A 15,127-nucleotide genomic window follows, 5' to 3' on the forward strand; every position below is an offset into this window, starting at 1 on the left:
ATCGACAGGGGGCAACAGTCATGCCGGGCCCGGAGGCCAGCGGCCCCATTGCAGGACCGCGAAAAAGATAACGGGGGGGGGAGCGGGTGCGCGGGGGCGTACGGGCGCGGGGGCGGGTGCGCGGTTCCGGGGCGTGCGGGAGCGGGGTTCGCGGTTCCGGGGTGCACAGGATCGGGGTGCACAGGATCGGGGTGCGCGGGCACGGGGCCCGCGGGTTCGGTGTGCGGGGATCATCCGGTGCGCAGGACCCGAGCCGGGCGCGCGAAAAGGGCGCACCCGGTGTCGCGGGTGCGCCCCTCGTGGCGCTCGGACCGCCGGAGGGCGGCCGGCCCGGAGGCCGGTCCGCCGCTCAGATGCGGGCCGTCAACGGTCGAAGCGGTCCCGCGCCTGGTCCGTCGCGTCCTCGGCCCGGTCGCGCAGACCCGACCGGTCCTGGTCCTGAGCGTCCGAGGCGCGGTCCTGGGCGGTGTCCTTGCCCTCGCCGCCCTTCTTCTTCGCCTGGTCGGCGAGCTCCTGCGCCTTGTCCTTGAACTGGTCTGCGATACCCATGCTGTTCACTCCTGTGGGATGTGTGAGGCAGTGCGGGAAGACCGCCCGCGAGGGCGGCCCCGCCCAGCCTTGCACGACCCGACATAGTGCGCATTTCGATCATCGGACGGTGCCGGAAGAGCCGTCGGCGCCCTCACTCACGGACGGCGCGCGCCGCCTGGTCCGCCGCTCCGCCGGCCCCGACCAGCCGGGTGGGGACGCCCTCCAGCCGCGGTCCGAACCGCTTCATCTCGCGCTGTCCCACCACCCCGATGACGGCCGGCAGGTAACCCCTTATCGACTGCATGCCGCGCAGCCACCACTGGGCGTACACATGGGCCGAGCGGCGCTCGATGCCGGTGACGATCCGGTCGACGGCCGGGCCCAGCGGGTAGGTGCGGTTGGTCGGCCAGGGGAGGCGGGAGCGCAGTTCCCGCATCACCTCGTCCTCGTCGGCGCCGCGCACCATGTCGGTGTCGGTCCAGGAGAGGTAGCCGACGCCGACCTTCACGCCCCGGTAGCCGACCTCGGCGCGCAGGCTGTGCGCGAACGCCTCCACCCCGGACTTGGAGGCGCAGTAGGCGCTCATCATCGGCGCGGGGGTGAGCGCCGCGAGCGAGGCGATCTGGAGGAAGTAGCCGCGGCTCTCCATCAGCACCGGGAGGAACGCCCGGCCGGTCACCGCGCCGCCGATGAGGTTGACCTCGATGACCCGGCGCCAGGCGTCCGGGTCGGAGTCGACGAACGGGCCGCCGGAGGCGACGCCGGCGTTGGCGACGACCACGTCGACCTTGCCGAAGTGCGCCTTGACCTCCTCGGCCACCGCGGCCATCGCCACGTGGTCGGTGACGTCGGCGAACCAGTGCGCGCTCTCGCCGTGCAGCCGCTCGGACACGTTCTTCAGCTCGTCCGGCTCCAGGCCGACCAGGGCGAGCTTCGCGCCCCGCGCGGAGAGCTTGCGGGCGAGCAGTTCGCCCACGCCGCGGGCCGCGCCGGTGACGACGACGACCTGACCTTCGAGACTCCGACTGCCGCTCATCCGACATCCTCCTTCTCGGCCGCGACGGCCCCCGCGACATATTTCACAACAAGCTCCCGGATCTTTCCGGTCACCGCCTCCGGCGCTTCCACCGGTGTCATGTGGCCCATGCCCGCCAGTTCGGTCAGACCGAGGCTCTTGGGCAGCGCCGAGGCGATGGCGCGGGCGTGCACGGGCGGCGTCAACCGGTCCTCGCTGCCCACGATCACGGCGGTGGGCACGTTCAACTCCCGTACGCCGGTTTCCAGATCGAGGGCCCCCAGCACATGGCCCCAGGACACCCGGGCGCGGCGGGGACAGGCGTGCACGATCCGCGCGACGGTGTCGATCCGGTCCGGCGGCGAGCCGGGCCCCATCGTGACGTAGCGCAGGAGGCGTTTCGACACGGGCGTGACCGGTCCGAGCGGGGCCGGGGCCGCGATGACGGCGCCGGTGATCCGGGTCCGCAGCGCGCCGGCGCGTCCCGGCACCACCAGCGACTCGGCGGTCAGCCGGGAACTGCCGGTGCTGCACAGCAGGATCGCGGCGGCGTGCTCGCGCAGCCGGGGCCGGCGCGCGGCGGCCATCAGCGTCATCCCGCCCATGGAGTGCCCGGCCAGCACCGCCTTGCGGCCGGGGGCGAGGGTGGCGCCGAGGACCGCTTCGAGGTCGTCGGCCAGCGCGTCGGTGCTGTGCCCGCCGGGCCCGACGTCCGGGGTGCGGCCGTGGCCGCGCTGGTCGTACGCGATGACGTGGTGGTCGACCGCGAGGTCCCGGATCTGGGCGTCCCAGAAGCGGGTGTTGCAGGTCCAGCCATGCGCCAGCACCACGGCGGGCCGGTCGGCGTCGCCGTACAGCTCGACGTTGATCCGCGAACCGTCGGCCGAGGTGACGACCTGCTCGCTGCCGGCCACCGGCATGGGGGTGTGCCCCCCGATGGGCGCGCTCATCCCGCGACCTCCTCGGCGACGGCGCGCCCCGACGCCTCGCGCTGCGCCGGGACCGCGTCCGCGGCGGCCCGGACCACCTCGTACTCGCCGAGGTCCACCGACCGGGTGGCGCGCCGGAAGTCGGCCGTGGTGCCGGGCCAGACGGTGGTGTTGCGGCCCTGCTCGTCCAGGTACCAGCTGGTGCAGCCGCCGGTGTTCCACACGGTGCGCTCCATGCGCTTCTGCACCCGCTCGTTCCAGCCGTCCACCGCCGAGGCGCGCGCGTCGAGCGCGACCCGGCCGCCGAGGACGTCGAGCTGGCGCAGGTAGTCCGCCATGTAGTTCAGCTGGGACTCGATCATGAGGATCATGGAGGAGTTCCCGAGGCCGGTGTTGGGGCCGATGATCGTCATCCAGTTGGGGAAGCCCTCGGCGGTGGCGCCGCGCAGCGACCGCATCCCGCCCTTCCAGTGCTCGGCCAGGGTGAAGCCGCCGGCGCCGACCACCCGGTCCGCGATCGGCATGTCCGTGACGTGGAACCCGGTGCCGAAGATGATCGCGTCGACCTCGGTCTCCGTGCCGTCGGAGGCCACCAGCGTCGATCCGCGCACCTCGGCCAGCCCGGAGGCGATCACCTCGGTGTTGGGCTGCGCGAGCGCCGGATAGTAGGTGCTGGAGAGCAGGATGCGCTTGCAGCCGATCCGGTACGAGGGGGTCAGCTTGGCGCGCAGCGCCGGGTCCTTGATCGCCCGCGCCATGCCCGCCTTGGCTATGGACTCGATGAGGCCGAGCCCGTCCGGGTACTTCGTGAAGGCGCTGACCTGCAGTTCCCGGATGCCCCACAGCAGTCCGCGGCGGGCCTTGCCGGTAACCGGGACGGTGCGGTGCAGCCAGCGCTCGGCCTTGCTGACCGGCCGGTCCATGCGCGGCATGACCCAGGCCGGGGTGCGCTGGAAGAGGGTGAGCCGGCCGACCTCGGGCTGGATCGCCGGGACGATCTGGATCGCGGAGGCGCCGGTGCCGATAACGGCGACCCGCTTGCCGGCGAGGTCGGCGTCGTGGTCCCAGCGCGCCGAGTGGAAGACCTCGCCGGGGAAGTCCGCGAGGCCCGGGATGTCGGGCGTCTTGGGGTCGGAGAGCGGTCCGGACGCGGAGACGACGACGTCGGCCACCACGGTGGTGCCGTTGCCGCACCCGATGACCCAGTTCAGCGCCTCGGTGTCCCAGGTCATCCGGGTGACCTCGTGGTTCAGCCGGATGTGCGGCCGCAGACCGAAGGTGTCGGCGACCCTCTCCAGGTAGGCGCGGATGTGCTCCTGGCCCGAGAAGGTGCGCGGCCACTCGGAGTTGGGCGCGAAGGAGAAGGAGTACAGGTGCGAGGGCACGTCGCAGGCGCAGCCCGGATAGGTGTTGTCCCGCCATGTGCCGCCGACCGAACCGGCCCGCTCCAGCACGACGAAATCGGTGATCCCTTCGCGGCGCAGCCGGACCGCCGCCCCGAGGCCCCCGAATCCGGATCCGATCACCGCCACACGTACATGTTCGTGCTGGGCCATGCTCCCGCCTCCCGCGCTACGTCCACCGACTCTGCCAGCAATCACTGGCACTGTTCGGAGGGTAGAGCAGTGCCGTACTGATGGGTAGGGGGCGGGACGAGGAAAGTTACCTGCGGTACGACATAGGCTGCGGCTGTGGCCGGAGGAAGCGAGCACCGCGAATACCGCATGGAGGAACTGGCGAAGGAGGCCGGGATCTCCGTGCGGACCCTGCGCTTCTACCGGGAGCGCGGGCTGATCCAGCCACCCCGCCGGGAAGGCCGTATCGCCTGGTACGACGACCATCACCTGGCCCGGCTGCGGACCATCACCGGACTGCTGGAGCGCGGCCACACCCTCAACGGGATCGCCGACCTCGCCGCCACCTTCGACAGCGGACGGGACGTCGCGGAGGCCTTCGGCCTGGGCGAGCCCACCGAGGAGACCCCGGTCCGGCTCACCCCCGAACAGCTCGCCGACTACTTCGAGGGCGAGGTCACCCCGGAGAACCTGGCGGGCGCCCTCGACCTCGGCTATGTCGCCACGGACGGCGACGAGATCGTGCACATCAGCCGTCGGCTGCTGGAGGTCTCGGCCCAACTGGTACGCGCCGGGGTACCGCTCGCGACGGTACTGGACAGCGGCCGGCGGGTCCGCGAGCACGCGGAATCGCTCGCGGACCTCTTCGTCGAGGTGCTGCTCATCCACGCTTCCGGCGCGGAACCCGACCAACTGCGGCCGCTGGCCCGCGCGGTGGTCGACGCGGAACTCTCGATGGCACTCGACCGGAAACTGCGTGCGCCGGACGGGGAGACGCCCGCCGGCGACTGAGGACCGGCGGGGCAGCGCCGCGGTCGGCCCGGCGCGAGGGGCGCACCCGGCCGACCTCGTGCGCCCCCGCGGGCGCTACGCCCTGTGCGCCCCCACGGCCGCTACCGCTCGTACACCACCGTCACCGGCGCGTGGTCGCTCCACCGCTCGCCGTGCGTGGCGGCCCGCTCGACCCAGCCCTTCACCGCGCGGGCGGCCAGCCCGGGGGTCGCCACCTGGTAGTCGATCCGCCACCCCGCGTCGTTGTCGAAGGCGCGGCCCCGGTAGGACCACCACGAGTACGGACCGGCCTGGTCCGGGTGCAGGGCGCGCACCACGTCCACGTACTCCGCCTCGGCGAAGACACGGGTCAGCCACGCCCTCTCCTCCGGCAGGAAGCCCGAGTTCTTCGTGTTGGACTTCCAGTTCTTGAGGTCGGCCTCCTGGTGCGCGATGTTCCAGTCGCCGCACACCACGACCTCCCGCCCCCCGGCCTCCGACCGCTTCCTCAGACCCTGGAGGTACGGCAGGAAGGCGGCCATGAACCGCTCCTTCTCGTCCTGGCGTCCGGTGCCCACCTCGCCCGAGGGCAGGTACAGGCTGGCGACCGTCACGCCGGGCAGATCGATCTCGACGTACCGGCCGCTCGCGTCGAACTCCTCCGCGCCCTCGACCCCGAATCCGCCGAACCCGATCTGCACGCGCTCCGGCGCACGCCGGGAGTACAGCGAGACCCCGGCCCGCCCCTTGGCGGCGGCCGGCGCGTGCACCACGTGCCAGCCCTCGGGGTCGCGCACCTCCTCGGGAAGCTGCTGGGGCTCGGCCCGCACCTCCTGCAGGCAGACGACGTCGGCCCCGGTCTCCGCCAGCCAGGGGACGAAGCCCTTCTTCGCGGCGGCCCGGAGCCCATTCACGTTGACGGAGGTCACGGTAAGCATGCGGGAACCATACCTACTTCGGTGCATGGCACATATGTACCCTTACCCGTATGAACATCCAGCGCCGGTCGTACGACCACCCCGACGCCGTCAAGCTCAACGACCAGGTGCAGCTCGAATACGCCGCCCGGTACGGCGACGAGGGCGACATCACCCCGCTCGACCCGACCATGTTCGCCCCGCCCAGGGGCGTCTACCTCGTGGCGTACGACGACCGGGACCGCCCGGTGGCGACCGGCGCCTGGCGGGCCCAGGAGACCAACGACGAGGGGTACTCGGACGGTGACGCCGAGATCAAGCGGATGTTCGTGATACCCGAGGGCCGCGGCCAGGGCCTCGCCCGCCGCATCCTCGGCATGTTGGAGGACGACGCCCGCGCGGCGGGCCGCACCCGCATGGTGCTGGAGACCGGCGACAAGCAGCCGGAGGCCATCGCGCTCTACCGGTCGAGCGGATACGAGCCCTGCGAGAAGTTCGGCCACTACCGCACGTACGACAGCTCCCTCTGCATGGCGAAGCCGCTGCAGGGCTGACGGGCGTCGCGGGACCGACGGCGGGCGGCTGCCGCCGGCCGTCTCACCCGAGCGCCCACGGCACCCGGCACACGTGCGCGGCCCCGTCCGCCGGGCAGAGCGCGTCGGGCACCGCCCTCCGCAGCCGCCGGGCCACCCTCGGCGTGCAGACGACGCCGACCCGCAGCTCCACCGCCCCCCGCGCCCCGGGCTCCTGCCCGGGGTGTTCGGCCGCCCACTGCACCGGCAGTTCCTCGTACTGCTCCGCCGTCGCCGCGCCGGTCCGCAGTTCCTCCCGCACCAGCCGCACCGGCTGCCCCGCCACCGCCGCCCGCACGGTCTCCCGGGCCCACGCGATCTCCGCCGGGTCCCCGTAGAGCCCGAGCACCAGTCTCCGTACGCGCAACGAAGCGCACCTCCTCCCGTCCTGGCCGCCCGCCGCCCCGAGGGCGCGGTGGTTCGCACCGGAGCCACCGCCCGGCCCCGGAGGCGGGTGTCCCCTTCATTTCATCGCGGAGGTTCCGAAGCGGCCCCGCCGAACGCCGTTCCCGGCGCTCCGGTGTGAAACGTCAGCCCGTGGAACGTCCGCCCCTGGACGACCGGACCATGGACGTCGCCGGTGATCGTGTTGTGCACCTCGCGCCCGGGTACCGTACCCGTATCCCGCTCCAACTCGGCCAGCAGGGACCTCAGTTCGTCGGCGGCGGCAGGGTCGGCCCGCAAGGTGCGCCGCATGCGGGCACGCCACTGGGCCTCGACGTCCGCGGCGGCCTCGACGTCCTCGGCGTCCCGGGCGGCCAGCAGGTCCTCCCGCGACTCGTCCAACTCCCCTTCGAGCGGCGGCTCCGCTCCCCCTCTCCGCGCGAAGAAGCGGGCGACCCTCCCGCGCGCCTGCGTCCAGCTCTCCTCCACCATGTGTCCGACCAGTGCGGTCGCCCCCGAGGCCGCGAGCGCGGCCAGTTCTGCCTCCACGGAACCACTCCCCCTGCCGCCCGCACCGGCGTGCGGGCGTGCTCCCTACCGTAGGGAGCACGCCGACGGGCCGGTAGTGCGCACACCGGCCCGCCGAAGTGCGCCGCGCGCCCGGCCGTCGTAGACAAGAGGGGCGGGGCACACCGCGCGTCCCGCACCACAGCCGTCCCGCACCGCAACCGTCCCACCACAGCCGTCCCGGACCCCGCGGGTCCCGGCCCCGTCACGGAAGAACCGAGGACCATGGCGACCCCTCACCCGGCCGGCGACCCGGCGGCGCTGGCCCGCTGGGCGCTGGGCAGGATGGCCGCCTCGGCGGCCGAGGACACCCGCTTCGACGCGGTGGCGGAGAGCACGGAGCACCGCCCCGCCCCGCTCGAACCGGCCGGCCACTACGGCTGGCGGGACGCCGCCCGTTGGAGCGGACACGGTCCCGACGCCCCCGGCCCCGCCGGACGCCCCGCACCGGTCCGCCGCCGGCTCACCGGCCTCTCCACCGCCGCCCTCCGCCGGGACGCCGGGGCGGCCCGCGATCCGCTGCTCGCGCTCGCCGACCCGGCCCGGCTCATCGCCGGCACCGCGAGCGCCGCCTCCGGCCGGGCCGCGTGGAGCGACGGCCGGCCCTGCGTCGACGTCCTGCTCACCCCCCACCCGTGGAACGCCGCGCCCGAGGACCCCTGGCTCCCGCCGACCGCGACCGTCTTGGCGGTCAGCGTGGACCTGGCCACCGGGCTGCTGCTGCGCGCCCGCGCCCACGACGCCCACGGCTGCTTCCGCTCCGGCGCCCTGCGCGGCCTGCGGACGGACCGGCCGGGGACGCGGCCGGAGGAGAGGGAGGCGCACGTCCTCGCCCGGATGGCGACCGGCCTCCTCGACCCCGTACGCCTGCGCGCCCATGTCACCACCGGCCCGGACGGGACACCGCCCCTCGGCACCGGCCGGGACACCGCCGGCCCGCCGCCGCGGACCTGGCGGGTCACCACCCCCGGCCCGCCGCCCCGTACGACCACGGTGTCCGGCGACTACGTCCCCGACCTCACGGACCCGGCCACCGCCCGCCTCGCCGAACTCCTCACCCCGGCCCGGCTCGTGTCCCGCCTCACCGACGTCACCGCCACCGGCCCCCACGCGATCCGCGCGACGACACGTCCCTCGTCCCCCACCCCTCGCAGCGCCTGGCTTCCGGAAGACGCCCTGACCTGCCACCTCACCCTCGACCCGGCCACCGGCATCCTGCTCTCCGCCCGCACCGAGACCCCGAGCGGCACCGTCCGGCACCACTACGAGGTCACGGCGCACGAGACGTGGTGAACGCCCGGCCCGGCAGGGCGGGGCGCCCCCACCCCGAACGCCGGGTCATCCGCGGGGTCGGAAGAACGTCTCGCCGCGGAACGGAAGCTCCGCTTCGGCGGACGCCCCGCTCGACGTCTTCCGTCCGCGCTCCCCCGTCCGATCCTGTGCACGTGGCGGGGATGACGGCGCCGTGACACACATCAGTGACGACCATGTGAAGGTCCACTTCAGGATGGACGTTGACGAAGGCGGCTGGCCGCCGACGAGCGTCGAGAGCCTGTGGGCCGTAAACCTCGGCGATGGCACCGTGCGGCTGGACAACACCCCGTGGTTCGTCCGTGGCGTCGCCTGCGACGACGTCATCCGGGCGGAGGCCGACGATGAGGGCATCCGCTGGGCCGGAGAGACAGTCCGATCTTCGGAGCACTGCACGATCCGGTTGATCATGCTCAAGGACGGCGGCTCAGCCGCAGCCCGGCAGAGCGTCCTGAAGGTATGCCACAAGCTCGGCACGACGGGCGAAGGCATCGAGGGATTCCGGATGGTCGCACTGGATGTCCCACCGGGGGCGGACCTGCCGCGGATCCGGAAGCTCCTGGAACACGGCGCGGCGGAGGGCTGGTGGCGCCGGGAGGAAGGGTGCGTCACCGCTGCTTGGAGATCCACGGCCACGGACTGAGCTGCCGGGTGCGCGGCCGGGGAGGCCGCCGAGGTCCCTGTCCGCGGCACCGTGGATGATCAGGTCCATGGCACATGGTTCCCGAGAAGCCCTTCGCTCCCTCGCCCTGCGGCATCTGTCGTCCGAGGATGCCGAGAAGTGGCTCGGACTGCTTCGCCCTGGCATGCGTCTTGAGACGGCAACCGACACTGACGACGCTGCGGCTCGCCTCGGTGGTCTTCCCGCCTTGCCTGTCGGCGCGGAGTGGCCGGTGTGGGAGGGGCACGGTCCGCTCTCCTTCGTCGCCTCGATCGACTGCGCACGCCTGCCGACGGCCGCGCTGGACATCGATCTGCCCGCGGCAGGAACGCTGTTGTTCTTCTACTTCGACGGACAGTCGGACGACGGCGATGCTCTCGTTCTGGCTGAGGACCGGGAGAGCTGGGCGGGTGCCCGCGTGCTCCACGTGGCGGCTGACGCGGAGGCGGCGGAGCGTGGGGCGCCCGCGGAGCTCAAGCCGTATCCGGTGGTGCCGCTCACCGCTCGGGTGGAGATGACGGCGACCGAACCCTGGCATCCGTCCGTGCGGGCCGCCTTCGCCCCGGGCGCCCCGCTGGGGAACCGGTACGACCATCCCGTCTGCTCGCAGGAGTTCCTCGACGCGCTGTGGGAGTTCGACGGCGAGGTGGGGCACCAGATCGGCGGCCACGCCCACTCCGTCCAGAACCCGGTGGAGATCGAGATCGCGGAGGCGGTCCTGGGCGGCGGGGTGCCCCGGGACGACCCCCGGCTGTCCGAGGAAGCCGCCGGCTGGGTGCTGTTGGCGCAGTTCGACAGCGAGGACGCCGCTGACATGATGTGGGGCGACGCCGGAGCCCTGTACTGGCTGATCCGCCCGGAGGATCTGGCCGCGCGGCGCTTCGAGCGGGCGATGTTCACCTGGCAGTGCAGCTGATGACCACGACGCCTCCGACGGGGTCCCGTACGCACTGAGTCTGCCGAGCGAGGACGCTGCCCGCGCCGCGGCGGCTGAGCCGTCCGGGATCCACTCCTCGGTCCGGGAGGAGGCCGTCGGCCGTATGCCCCGGCGGCGGCCAGGCACCCGCCCAACCGCCTGCGGACCCGACACGCCACGCTCCACCACCACGAACAGGCAGCGAACGACCGTTGAACGACAAGATCCCGCCCGGTCTTCCGACCGGACGGGATCTTGTGACGCTCACGAGTGCTACTCGCGAACTGTCGTGTGTGGACCTGTGGGGATTTGAACCCCAGACCCCCTCGATGCGAACGAGGTGCGCTACCAGACTGCGCCACAGGCCCTTGCGACGAGTGAAACTCTAGCACCCTCCAGGGGGTGCTTGGAAATCCGTTCCCGCGCTGGTCAGCAGGTGTCGGACCACCGGGGTCACTCGTTGGCCGCGCGGGGCCTGTCCTCGTCGTCGTACTGGTCGAAGAGAGGGGTGCGGCCCCGGTCCCGGTTGCGGCGGGACTGGCCGGTGCGCTGGCGCGGGGCCGGGTCCACGGCCGGGGGCGCCTCGTCCTGGTGGGCGGGCTCGGCGGTGCTGGAGCGGGCCGCGCTCCAGGTCTCCGGGTCGTTGACCTCGACCCCGCCGGTGGCCCGCGGGGCGACCGGGGCGGTGACGTAGGTCGGCAGCGGGACCGGCACCGGCTCCCAGCTGTCGCCCTGCACCCGGCCGCGCTCGCGCTGCTGGTCCACCCACTCCGCGTGGTCCGTCTGCTCGACGAGGGCGCGGCGTCCGGCCTCCTGCGGGGAGACCGTCGGCACGGGCGCCGGCTCGTCGTGGTGGCGCGCCTCGGACTCCTCGTCGCCCTCGGCCGGGGCGGACGACGACGGCTGGTGCCGGCGGGGCCGGTTCTCCCGGAGCCGCTGCGCGGCCGCCTCGGCGCGACGGCGGTCCATGGTGAAGGCGAACCGGCGTCGCTCCTGTCCGCGCAGATGCACGATGTACGTGCTCAGCAGCAGAGCGGGTGCGGCGGGCGCCCACAGGAAGCCGAGGCCGCCGACCGCCGCGACGACCGCACCGGCGGTGAACATGACGAAGAGCACGGTGGTGGTGCGGCGCCGGCGGGCGAGCACCTGCGTGCGCTGGGCACGTCGGGCGCGCTCGGCGTCCGCCCCCGCCGTGCGCGGACCCGCCGGGGCCGAACGCTGCTGGGGCGGACCGGAGTGGACCGGTTCACGCGGCCCGCGCTCGGGCGCGTGCCGGTCGCGGGGCTCCGGCCGGCCGGCCGCCGGACGCTCCGGGGCGTGCGGCCCGGGGCGCGCGGGATCCTGGAGCCGGACCTCGGTGTGTGACGGAGGCGCGGCGAAGGCCCGGACGTCGACGGAATCCCATTGATCCGTCTCCGCTTCCGGGTCCACGTCGGGCCCCGCCTCCTCGGCGGCGCGCTCGCGCAACTCCTTGGCGTACCGGCGCTCCATCGCCGCCCGTCCCGACAGCAGACGGATGGCGGTGCTGAAGCGTTCCGTCGGACGGGCCTCGTTGAGCTCGTCCTGCCTGCGGAGCCACATCGGCACCAAGTAGGCGGCCCAGGCCCCGACGATGACTGCGTAGATCAGGCCGCTGCTGCTCACGCTCACACCGTAGAGGGGTTTGCACGCGGGGATCCGCCAATTGCCACGGTGTGTCGCACGATCCGGCTGATATCACGGACTTTTTTTGTGATTGTTCGGATCAACTGGCGTTCCTTACGGCGTCGATAACGGTCATTCATCGATCAAATTCGAACGCTTATTCTAATAACGAGTGCATCTGTATTCCGGAGAGCCCCTCGGCCGTCACACCGCTGCCCAGCCCCTCAGCCGGGCCCGCCCTCACCCGGCTCCCGTCCGGGACGGGAGAGCTGCCACCGCCGGAGCAGACCGTCCCGCGCCTCCTCCGCGGTGAGCGCGAAGATCAGGTGATCCCGCCAGGCTCCGTCGATGTGGAGATAACGGGGCCTCAGCCCCTCCTCGCGGAATCCGAGTTTCTCCACGACGCGGCGGCTCGGCGCGTTCTCGGGACGAATGCAGACCTCGATGCGGTGCAGCCCGACCCGGTGGAAACAGTGGTCGGCGGCGAGCGCGACGGCGGTCGGCATGACCCCGCGGCCCGCCACGCTCCGGTCGACCCAGTAGCCGATGTGCGCGGAGCACATGGAACCCCAGGTGATGCCGGCGACGGTCAACTGCCCGACCAGCCTGCCCTCGTACTCGATGGCGAACGGCAGCATCCGGCCGGCCCGTGCCTCGGCGCGCAGGTGGCGGACCATCTGGCGGTAGGTGGGGCGCTGGGCGGGCGGCGCGCCGGGGCCGGGCGGCGGCACCGTGGCCTCCCAGGGTCTGAGCCAGTCCCGGTTGCGGCGGTTGACCTCGCGCCACGCGGCCTGGTCGCGCAGCCGTATCGGCCGCAGCACGACCTCCCCGTCCGTCAGGACCACCGGCCAGTACGCGGCGTTCAGCTCGTGCTCCCCGGCCGGGGGTGGTCGCCGCCGCGGATCTGGTCGACGGCGTGCACCAGGATCCGGCCCAGGACCGCGAGCCCGTCCCGCACTCCGCCCGTCGAACCCGGCAGGTTGACGATCAGGGTGGAGCCGGCGACACCCGCGAGCCCTCGGGAGAGCGCGGCGGTCGGGACCTGCTCGCGGCTCTCGGCGCGGATCGACTCCGGGATGCCTGGCACCTCGCGGTCCAGGACGCGGCGGGTCATCTCGGGGGTCAGATCGGTGGGTGAGATGCCGGTGCCGCCGGTGGTGACGACGACGTCGTAGCCGGCCTCCACTCCGCCGCGGAGCGCCTCGGCGACCGGTTCGCCGTCCGGCACCACCACCGGTCCGTCGACCGAGAAGCCGAGTGCGGTGAGCCCTGCGGCCAGCACCGGGCCGCCCTTGTCGGCGTAGACACCGGCGGCGGCACGGTTGGACGCGGTGATCACGAGGGCCCGGTACGGCGCGCCGGGCGCCGCCGCGGAGCCCTGCCGCTCCGTCCCGCTCACGCCGGGGCCCCTTCCGTGCCGGGCCGTTCCCAGTCGCCGGACCTGCCGCCTGACTTGGACTCGACCCGTACGTCGGTGATGACCGCGGCCTTGTCGACCGCCTTCACCATGTCGATCACGGTGAGCGCGGCGACCGAGACGGCGGTCAGCGCCTCCATCTCCACCCCCGTGCGGTCGGTGGTCTTCACCCGCGCACGGATCTCGACCGCGTCGTCGGTCACCTCCAGGTCGACCTTCACGCCGGAGACGGCGAGGGGGTGGCAGAGCGGGATCAGGTCCGGCGTCCGCTTGGCGCCCATGATCCCGGCGATCCGGGCCGTGGCGAGGGCGTCGCCCTTGGGCACGCCCTCCCCCCGGAGCAGTTCGACCACCCGGGGCGAGACGAGGACCCGGCCGCTCGCGCGGGCTACGCGCGCGGTGACGTCCTTGTCCGACACGTCGACCATGCGGGCGGCACCCGCCTCGTCGATGTGCGTCAGCCTGTTCTCCGTACTCAACTCACTCCGCCTAGCGGTAGGGCGCCGGTCGCCCGCGGCGTCCGCGCCCGGTTCGGGCGCGGGCCGGGGCCCGGGGTGGTCCCCCGGTGAGGCAGCGGCAGATACCGTACCGCCACCGGACGCCGGTCAGCCGAGCAGGACCACTTCGGTCTCCGTGCCGGGCTCCACCGCGGTGACGTCCTCGGGCACCACGATCAGCGCGTCGGCCTGGGCGAGCGCGGCGACGAGGTGGGAGCCGGAGCCGCCCACCGGGGTCACCGTGCCGGCCGCGGCGTCGTACGAACCGCGCAGGAACTGGCGGCGGCCGGCGGGCGAGGAGAGCGCCTTCTCCGCGTGGAGCACCGCCCGGACGGTGGGCCGGTGCACGTCGTCGAGCCCCATCATGGTGCGGATGGCGGGCCGTACGAAAAGCTCGAAGGAGACGTAGCTGGAGACCGGGTTGCCGGGCAGGGCCAGCAACGGGGTGTGCTCCGGGCCGATCATGCCGAACCCCTGCGGTTTGCCGGGCTGCATCGCCACCTTGCGGAAGTCGATGCCGCCGCCGGTCCCGTCCTCCTCCCCGGCGGGGGAGAGCGCCTCCTTGACGACGTCGTACGCCCCGACGCTGACGCCACCGGTGGTGACGACGAGGTCGGCCCGGATCAGCTGGTCCTCGATCGTGGCGCGCAGCGTCTCGGCGTCGTCGGCGACCGCCCCGACACGGTAGGCGATGGCTCCGGCGTCACGGGCGGCGGCCGTCAGGGCGAAGCTGTTGGAGTCGTGGATCTGGCCGCCGCCCAACTGCTCTCCGGGCTGCACGAGTTCACTGCCGGTGGAGACGACGACGACCCTGGCGCGGGGCCGCACCTTCACCGTCGCCCGGCCGATGGCGGCGAGCAGGCCGATCTGGGGCGGGCCGAGCACCGACCCGGCGCGCAGGGCGGTCTCGCCCGGCCGGACGTCGCTGCCGCGGGCCCGGACGTGCGCGCGGGCCGGGGCGGAGCGGTGGACGCGGACGTGGCCGGCGGCGCCCTCGGGGGCGTCGCTGTGGGCGCGCATCCCCTCGGCCGGGCCCTCGCCCGAACCGCCGTCGGTCCACTCGACCGGGACGACCGCCTCGGCGCCCGCGGGCAGCGGTGCGCCGGTCATGATGCGGGCGGCCTCGCCCGGTCCGACGCTCCGGCCGTCGGGGAGTCCGTCGCTGCCGGCGGCGACGTCCCCGATCACCGTGAGCACCGCGGGGAACTCCTCGCTCGCGCCCTCGACGTCGGCGACCCGGACCGCGTAACCGTCCATGGAACTGTTGTCGAAGGGTGGCAGGGCGATCTCCACCACCACGTCCTCGACGAGGACACACCCCTGGGCGTCGAGCAGTTGGAGCTCGATGGGTTCGAGCGGCGACACCGCGCCGAGGATGTCGCCGAGGTGCTCGTCCACCGTCCAGGTCGTGCCGCTCACGT

17 protein-coding genes and 1 tRNA gene are annotated in these 15,127 nt (G+C 73.4%); 5 read left to right on the top strand and 13 right to left on the bottom strand.

Annotated features, from left to right (window positions below):
• Nucleotides 1–363: 363 nt before the first annotated feature.
• The 4 genes from Q0994_RS22260 to Q0994_RS22275 all read right to left on the bottom strand — a co-directional run bounded on the left by Q0994_RS22260 (nucleotide 364) and on the right by Q0994_RS22275 (nucleotide 4,031).
• The gene (locus Q0994_RS22260; protein ID WP_299537750.1) at nucleotides 364–549 is read right to left on the bottom strand and encodes a hypothetical protein; all 186 of its coding nucleotides are present in this window, start codon (nucleotides 547–549) and stop codon (nucleotides 364–366) included.
• Between the two features lie 133 nt (nucleotides 550–682).
• The gene (locus Q0994_RS22265; RefSeq protein WP_299537751.1) at nucleotides 683–1,567 is read right to left on the bottom strand and encodes an SDR family oxidoreductase; all 885 of its coding nucleotides are present in this window, start codon (nucleotides 1,565–1,567) and stop codon (nucleotides 683–685) included.
• Complete coding sequence (locus Q0994_RS22270; protein WP_299537975.1) at nucleotides 1,564–2,466, bottom strand: alpha/beta fold hydrolase; 903 nt, start codon at nucleotides 2,464–2,466, stop codon at nucleotides 1,564–1,566. The genes Q0994_RS22265 and Q0994_RS22270 overlap by 4 nt, the downstream gene beginning before the upstream one ends.
• 26 nt (nucleotides 2,467–2,492) lie before the next feature.
• Nucleotides 2,493–4,031 (bottom strand): NAD(P)/FAD-dependent oxidoreductase, encoded by a 1,539-nt coding sequence (locus Q0994_RS22275; protein WP_299537752.1) that lies wholly within the window; start codon nucleotides 4,029–4,031, stop codon nucleotides 2,493–2,495.
• A 168-nt stretch (nucleotides 4,032–4,199) separates the two neighbouring features.
• Between Q0994_RS22275 and Q0994_RS22280 the strand changes: the two genes are divergently transcribed.
• A complete protein-coding gene (locus Q0994_RS22280; RefSeq protein WP_299537976.1) occupies nucleotides 4,200–4,841 on the top strand; it encodes a MerR family transcriptional regulator in 642 nt (213 codons plus the stop codon).
• 101 nt (nucleotides 4,842–4,942) lie between these two features.
• Here the strand turns inward: Q0994_RS22280 and Q0994_RS22285 are convergent, their stop codons facing one another.
• Entirely contained in the window at nucleotides 4,943–5,758 is an 816-nt protein-coding gene (locus Q0994_RS22285) for an exodeoxyribonuclease III (protein ID WP_299537754.1), read from the bottom strand.
• Between the two features lie 50 nt (nucleotides 5,759–5,808).
• Between Q0994_RS22285 and Q0994_RS22290 the strand changes: the two genes are divergently transcribed.
• Nucleotides 5,809–6,291, top strand: a complete 483-nt coding sequence (locus Q0994_RS22290; RefSeq protein WP_299537756.1) for a GNAT family N-acetyltransferase — start codon at nucleotides 5,809–5,811, stop codon at nucleotides 6,289–6,291.
• Nucleotides 6,292–6,334: 43 nt separating this feature from the next.
• On the opposite strand, the gene Q0994_RS22295 is transcribed toward Q0994_RS22290, so the two are convergent.
• Both Q0994_RS22295 and Q0994_RS22300 read right to left on the bottom strand, forming a co-directional pair.
• Nucleotides 6,335–6,676 (bottom strand): hypothetical protein, encoded by a 342-nt coding sequence (locus Q0994_RS22295; RefSeq protein WP_299537757.1) that lies wholly within the window; start codon nucleotides 6,674–6,676, stop codon nucleotides 6,335–6,337.
• A 101-nt stretch (nucleotides 6,677–6,777) separates the two neighbouring features.
• Nucleotides 6,778–7,242, bottom strand: a complete 465-nt coding sequence (locus Q0994_RS22300; protein WP_299537759.1) for a hypothetical protein — start codon at nucleotides 7,240–7,242, stop codon at nucleotides 6,778–6,780.
• A 243-nt stretch (nucleotides 7,243–7,485) separates the two neighbouring features.
• Here Q0994_RS22300 and Q0994_RS22305 point away from each other — a divergent pair, with 243 nt between their 5' ends.
• The 3 genes from Q0994_RS22305 to Q0994_RS22315 all read left to right on the top strand — a co-directional run bounded on the left by Q0994_RS22305 (nucleotide 7,486) and on the right by Q0994_RS22315 (nucleotide 10,148).
• A complete protein-coding gene (locus Q0994_RS22305; RefSeq protein WP_299537760.1) occupies nucleotides 7,486–8,553 on the top strand; it encodes a hypothetical protein in 1,068 nt (355 codons plus the stop codon).
• Nucleotides 8,554–8,749: 196 nt separating this feature from the next.
• Nucleotides 8,750–9,214: a DUF4265 domain-containing protein gene (locus Q0994_RS22310; RefSeq protein ID WP_299537761.1), complete on the top strand. Its 465-nt coding sequence runs from the start codon at nucleotides 8,750–8,752 to the stop codon at nucleotides 9,212–9,214.
• 67 nt (nucleotides 9,215–9,281) lie between these two features.
• Nucleotides 9,282–10,148, top strand: coding sequence for a YwqG family protein (locus Q0994_RS22315; RefSeq protein ID WP_299537762.1), 867 nt, complete (start codon nucleotides 9,282–9,284; stop codon nucleotides 10,146–10,148).
• A gap of 294 nt (nucleotides 10,149–10,442) precedes the next feature.
• On the opposite strand, the gene Q0994_RS22320 is transcribed toward Q0994_RS22315, so the two are convergent.
• The 6 genes from Q0994_RS22320 to glp form a co-directional block, all read right to left on the bottom strand.
• Nucleotides 10,443–10,516: transfer RNA gene (locus Q0994_RS22320), tRNA-Ala, on the bottom strand.
• A gap of 85 nt (nucleotides 10,517–10,601) precedes the next feature.
• Nucleotides 10,602–11,792 (bottom strand): gephyrin-like molybdotransferase receptor GlpR, encoded by a 1,191-nt coding sequence (glpR, locus tag Q0994_RS22325; protein WP_299537763.1) that lies wholly within the window; start codon nucleotides 11,790–11,792, stop codon nucleotides 10,602–10,604.
• Nucleotides 11,793–12,016: 224 nt separating this feature from the next.
• Nucleotides 12,017–12,637: a GNAT family N-acetyltransferase gene (locus Q0994_RS22330; protein WP_299537764.1), complete on the bottom strand. Its 621-nt coding sequence runs from the start codon at nucleotides 12,635–12,637 to the stop codon at nucleotides 12,017–12,019.
• Between the two features lie 17 nt (nucleotides 12,638–12,654).
• The gene (locus Q0994_RS22335; RefSeq protein ID WP_299537765.1) at nucleotides 12,655–13,191 is read right to left on the bottom strand and encodes a molybdenum cofactor biosynthesis protein B; all 537 of its coding nucleotides are present in this window, start codon (nucleotides 13,189–13,191) and stop codon (nucleotides 12,655–12,657) included.
• Nucleotides 13,188–13,688, bottom strand: coding sequence for a cyclic pyranopterin monophosphate synthase MoaC (gene moaC / locus Q0994_RS22340; protein WP_299537766.1), 501 nt, complete (start codon nucleotides 13,686–13,688; stop codon nucleotides 13,188–13,190). Before moaC ends, Q0994_RS22335 begins: the two co-directional genes overlap by 4 nt.
• Before the next feature lie 126 nt (nucleotides 13,689–13,814).
• Nucleotides 13,815–15,125: a gephyrin-like molybdotransferase Glp gene (gene glp, locus Q0994_RS22345; protein ID WP_299537767.1), complete on the bottom strand. Its 1,311-nt coding sequence runs from the start codon at nucleotides 15,123–15,125 to the stop codon at nucleotides 13,815–13,817.
• Nucleotides 15,126–15,127 lie beyond the last annotated feature (2 nt).

Source organism: uncultured Streptomyces sp., from assembly GCF_947488945.1.
GTDB lineage: Bacteria > Actinomycetota > Actinomycetes > Streptomycetales > Streptomycetaceae > Streptomyces.

Bases quoted from the DNA above. Each gene is read 5' to 3' on its own strand.
- Q0994_RS22260 (WP_299537750.1), bottom strand. From the start codon at position 549: ATGGGTATCGCAGACCAGTTCAAGGACAAGGCGCAGGAGCTCGCCGAC.
- Q0994_RS22290 (WP_299537756.1), top strand. From the start codon at position 5,809: ATGAACATCCAGCGCCGGTCGTACGACCACCCCGACGCCGTCAAGCTC.
- Q0994_RS22285 (WP_299537754.1), bottom strand. From the start codon at position 5,758: ATGCTTACCGTGACCTCCGTCAACGTGAATGGGCTCCGGGCCGCCGCG.
- Q0994_RS22265 (WP_299537751.1), bottom strand. From the start codon at position 1,567: ATGAGCGGCAGTCGGAGTCTCGAAGGTCAGGTCGTCGTCGTCACCGGC.
- Q0994_RS22315 (WP_299537762.1), top strand. From the start codon at position 9,282: ATGGCACATGGTTCCCGAGAAGCCCTTCGCTCCCTCGCCCTGCGGCAT.
- Q0994_RS22270 (WP_299537975.1), bottom strand. From the start codon at position 2,466: ATGCCGGTGGCCGGCAGCGAGCAGGTCGTCACCTCGGCCGACGGTTCG.
- Q0994_RS22305 (WP_299537760.1), top strand. From the start codon at position 7,486: ATGGCGACCCCTCACCCGGCCGGCGACCCGGCGGCGCTGGCCCGCTGG.
- Q0994_RS22275 (WP_299537752.1), bottom strand. From the start codon at position 4,031: ATGGCCCAGCACGAACATGTACGTGTGGCGGTGATCGGATCCGGATTC.
- Q0994_RS22280 (WP_299537976.1), top strand. From the start codon at position 4,200: ATGGAGGAACTGGCGAAGGAGGCCGGGATCTCCGTGCGGACCCTGCGC.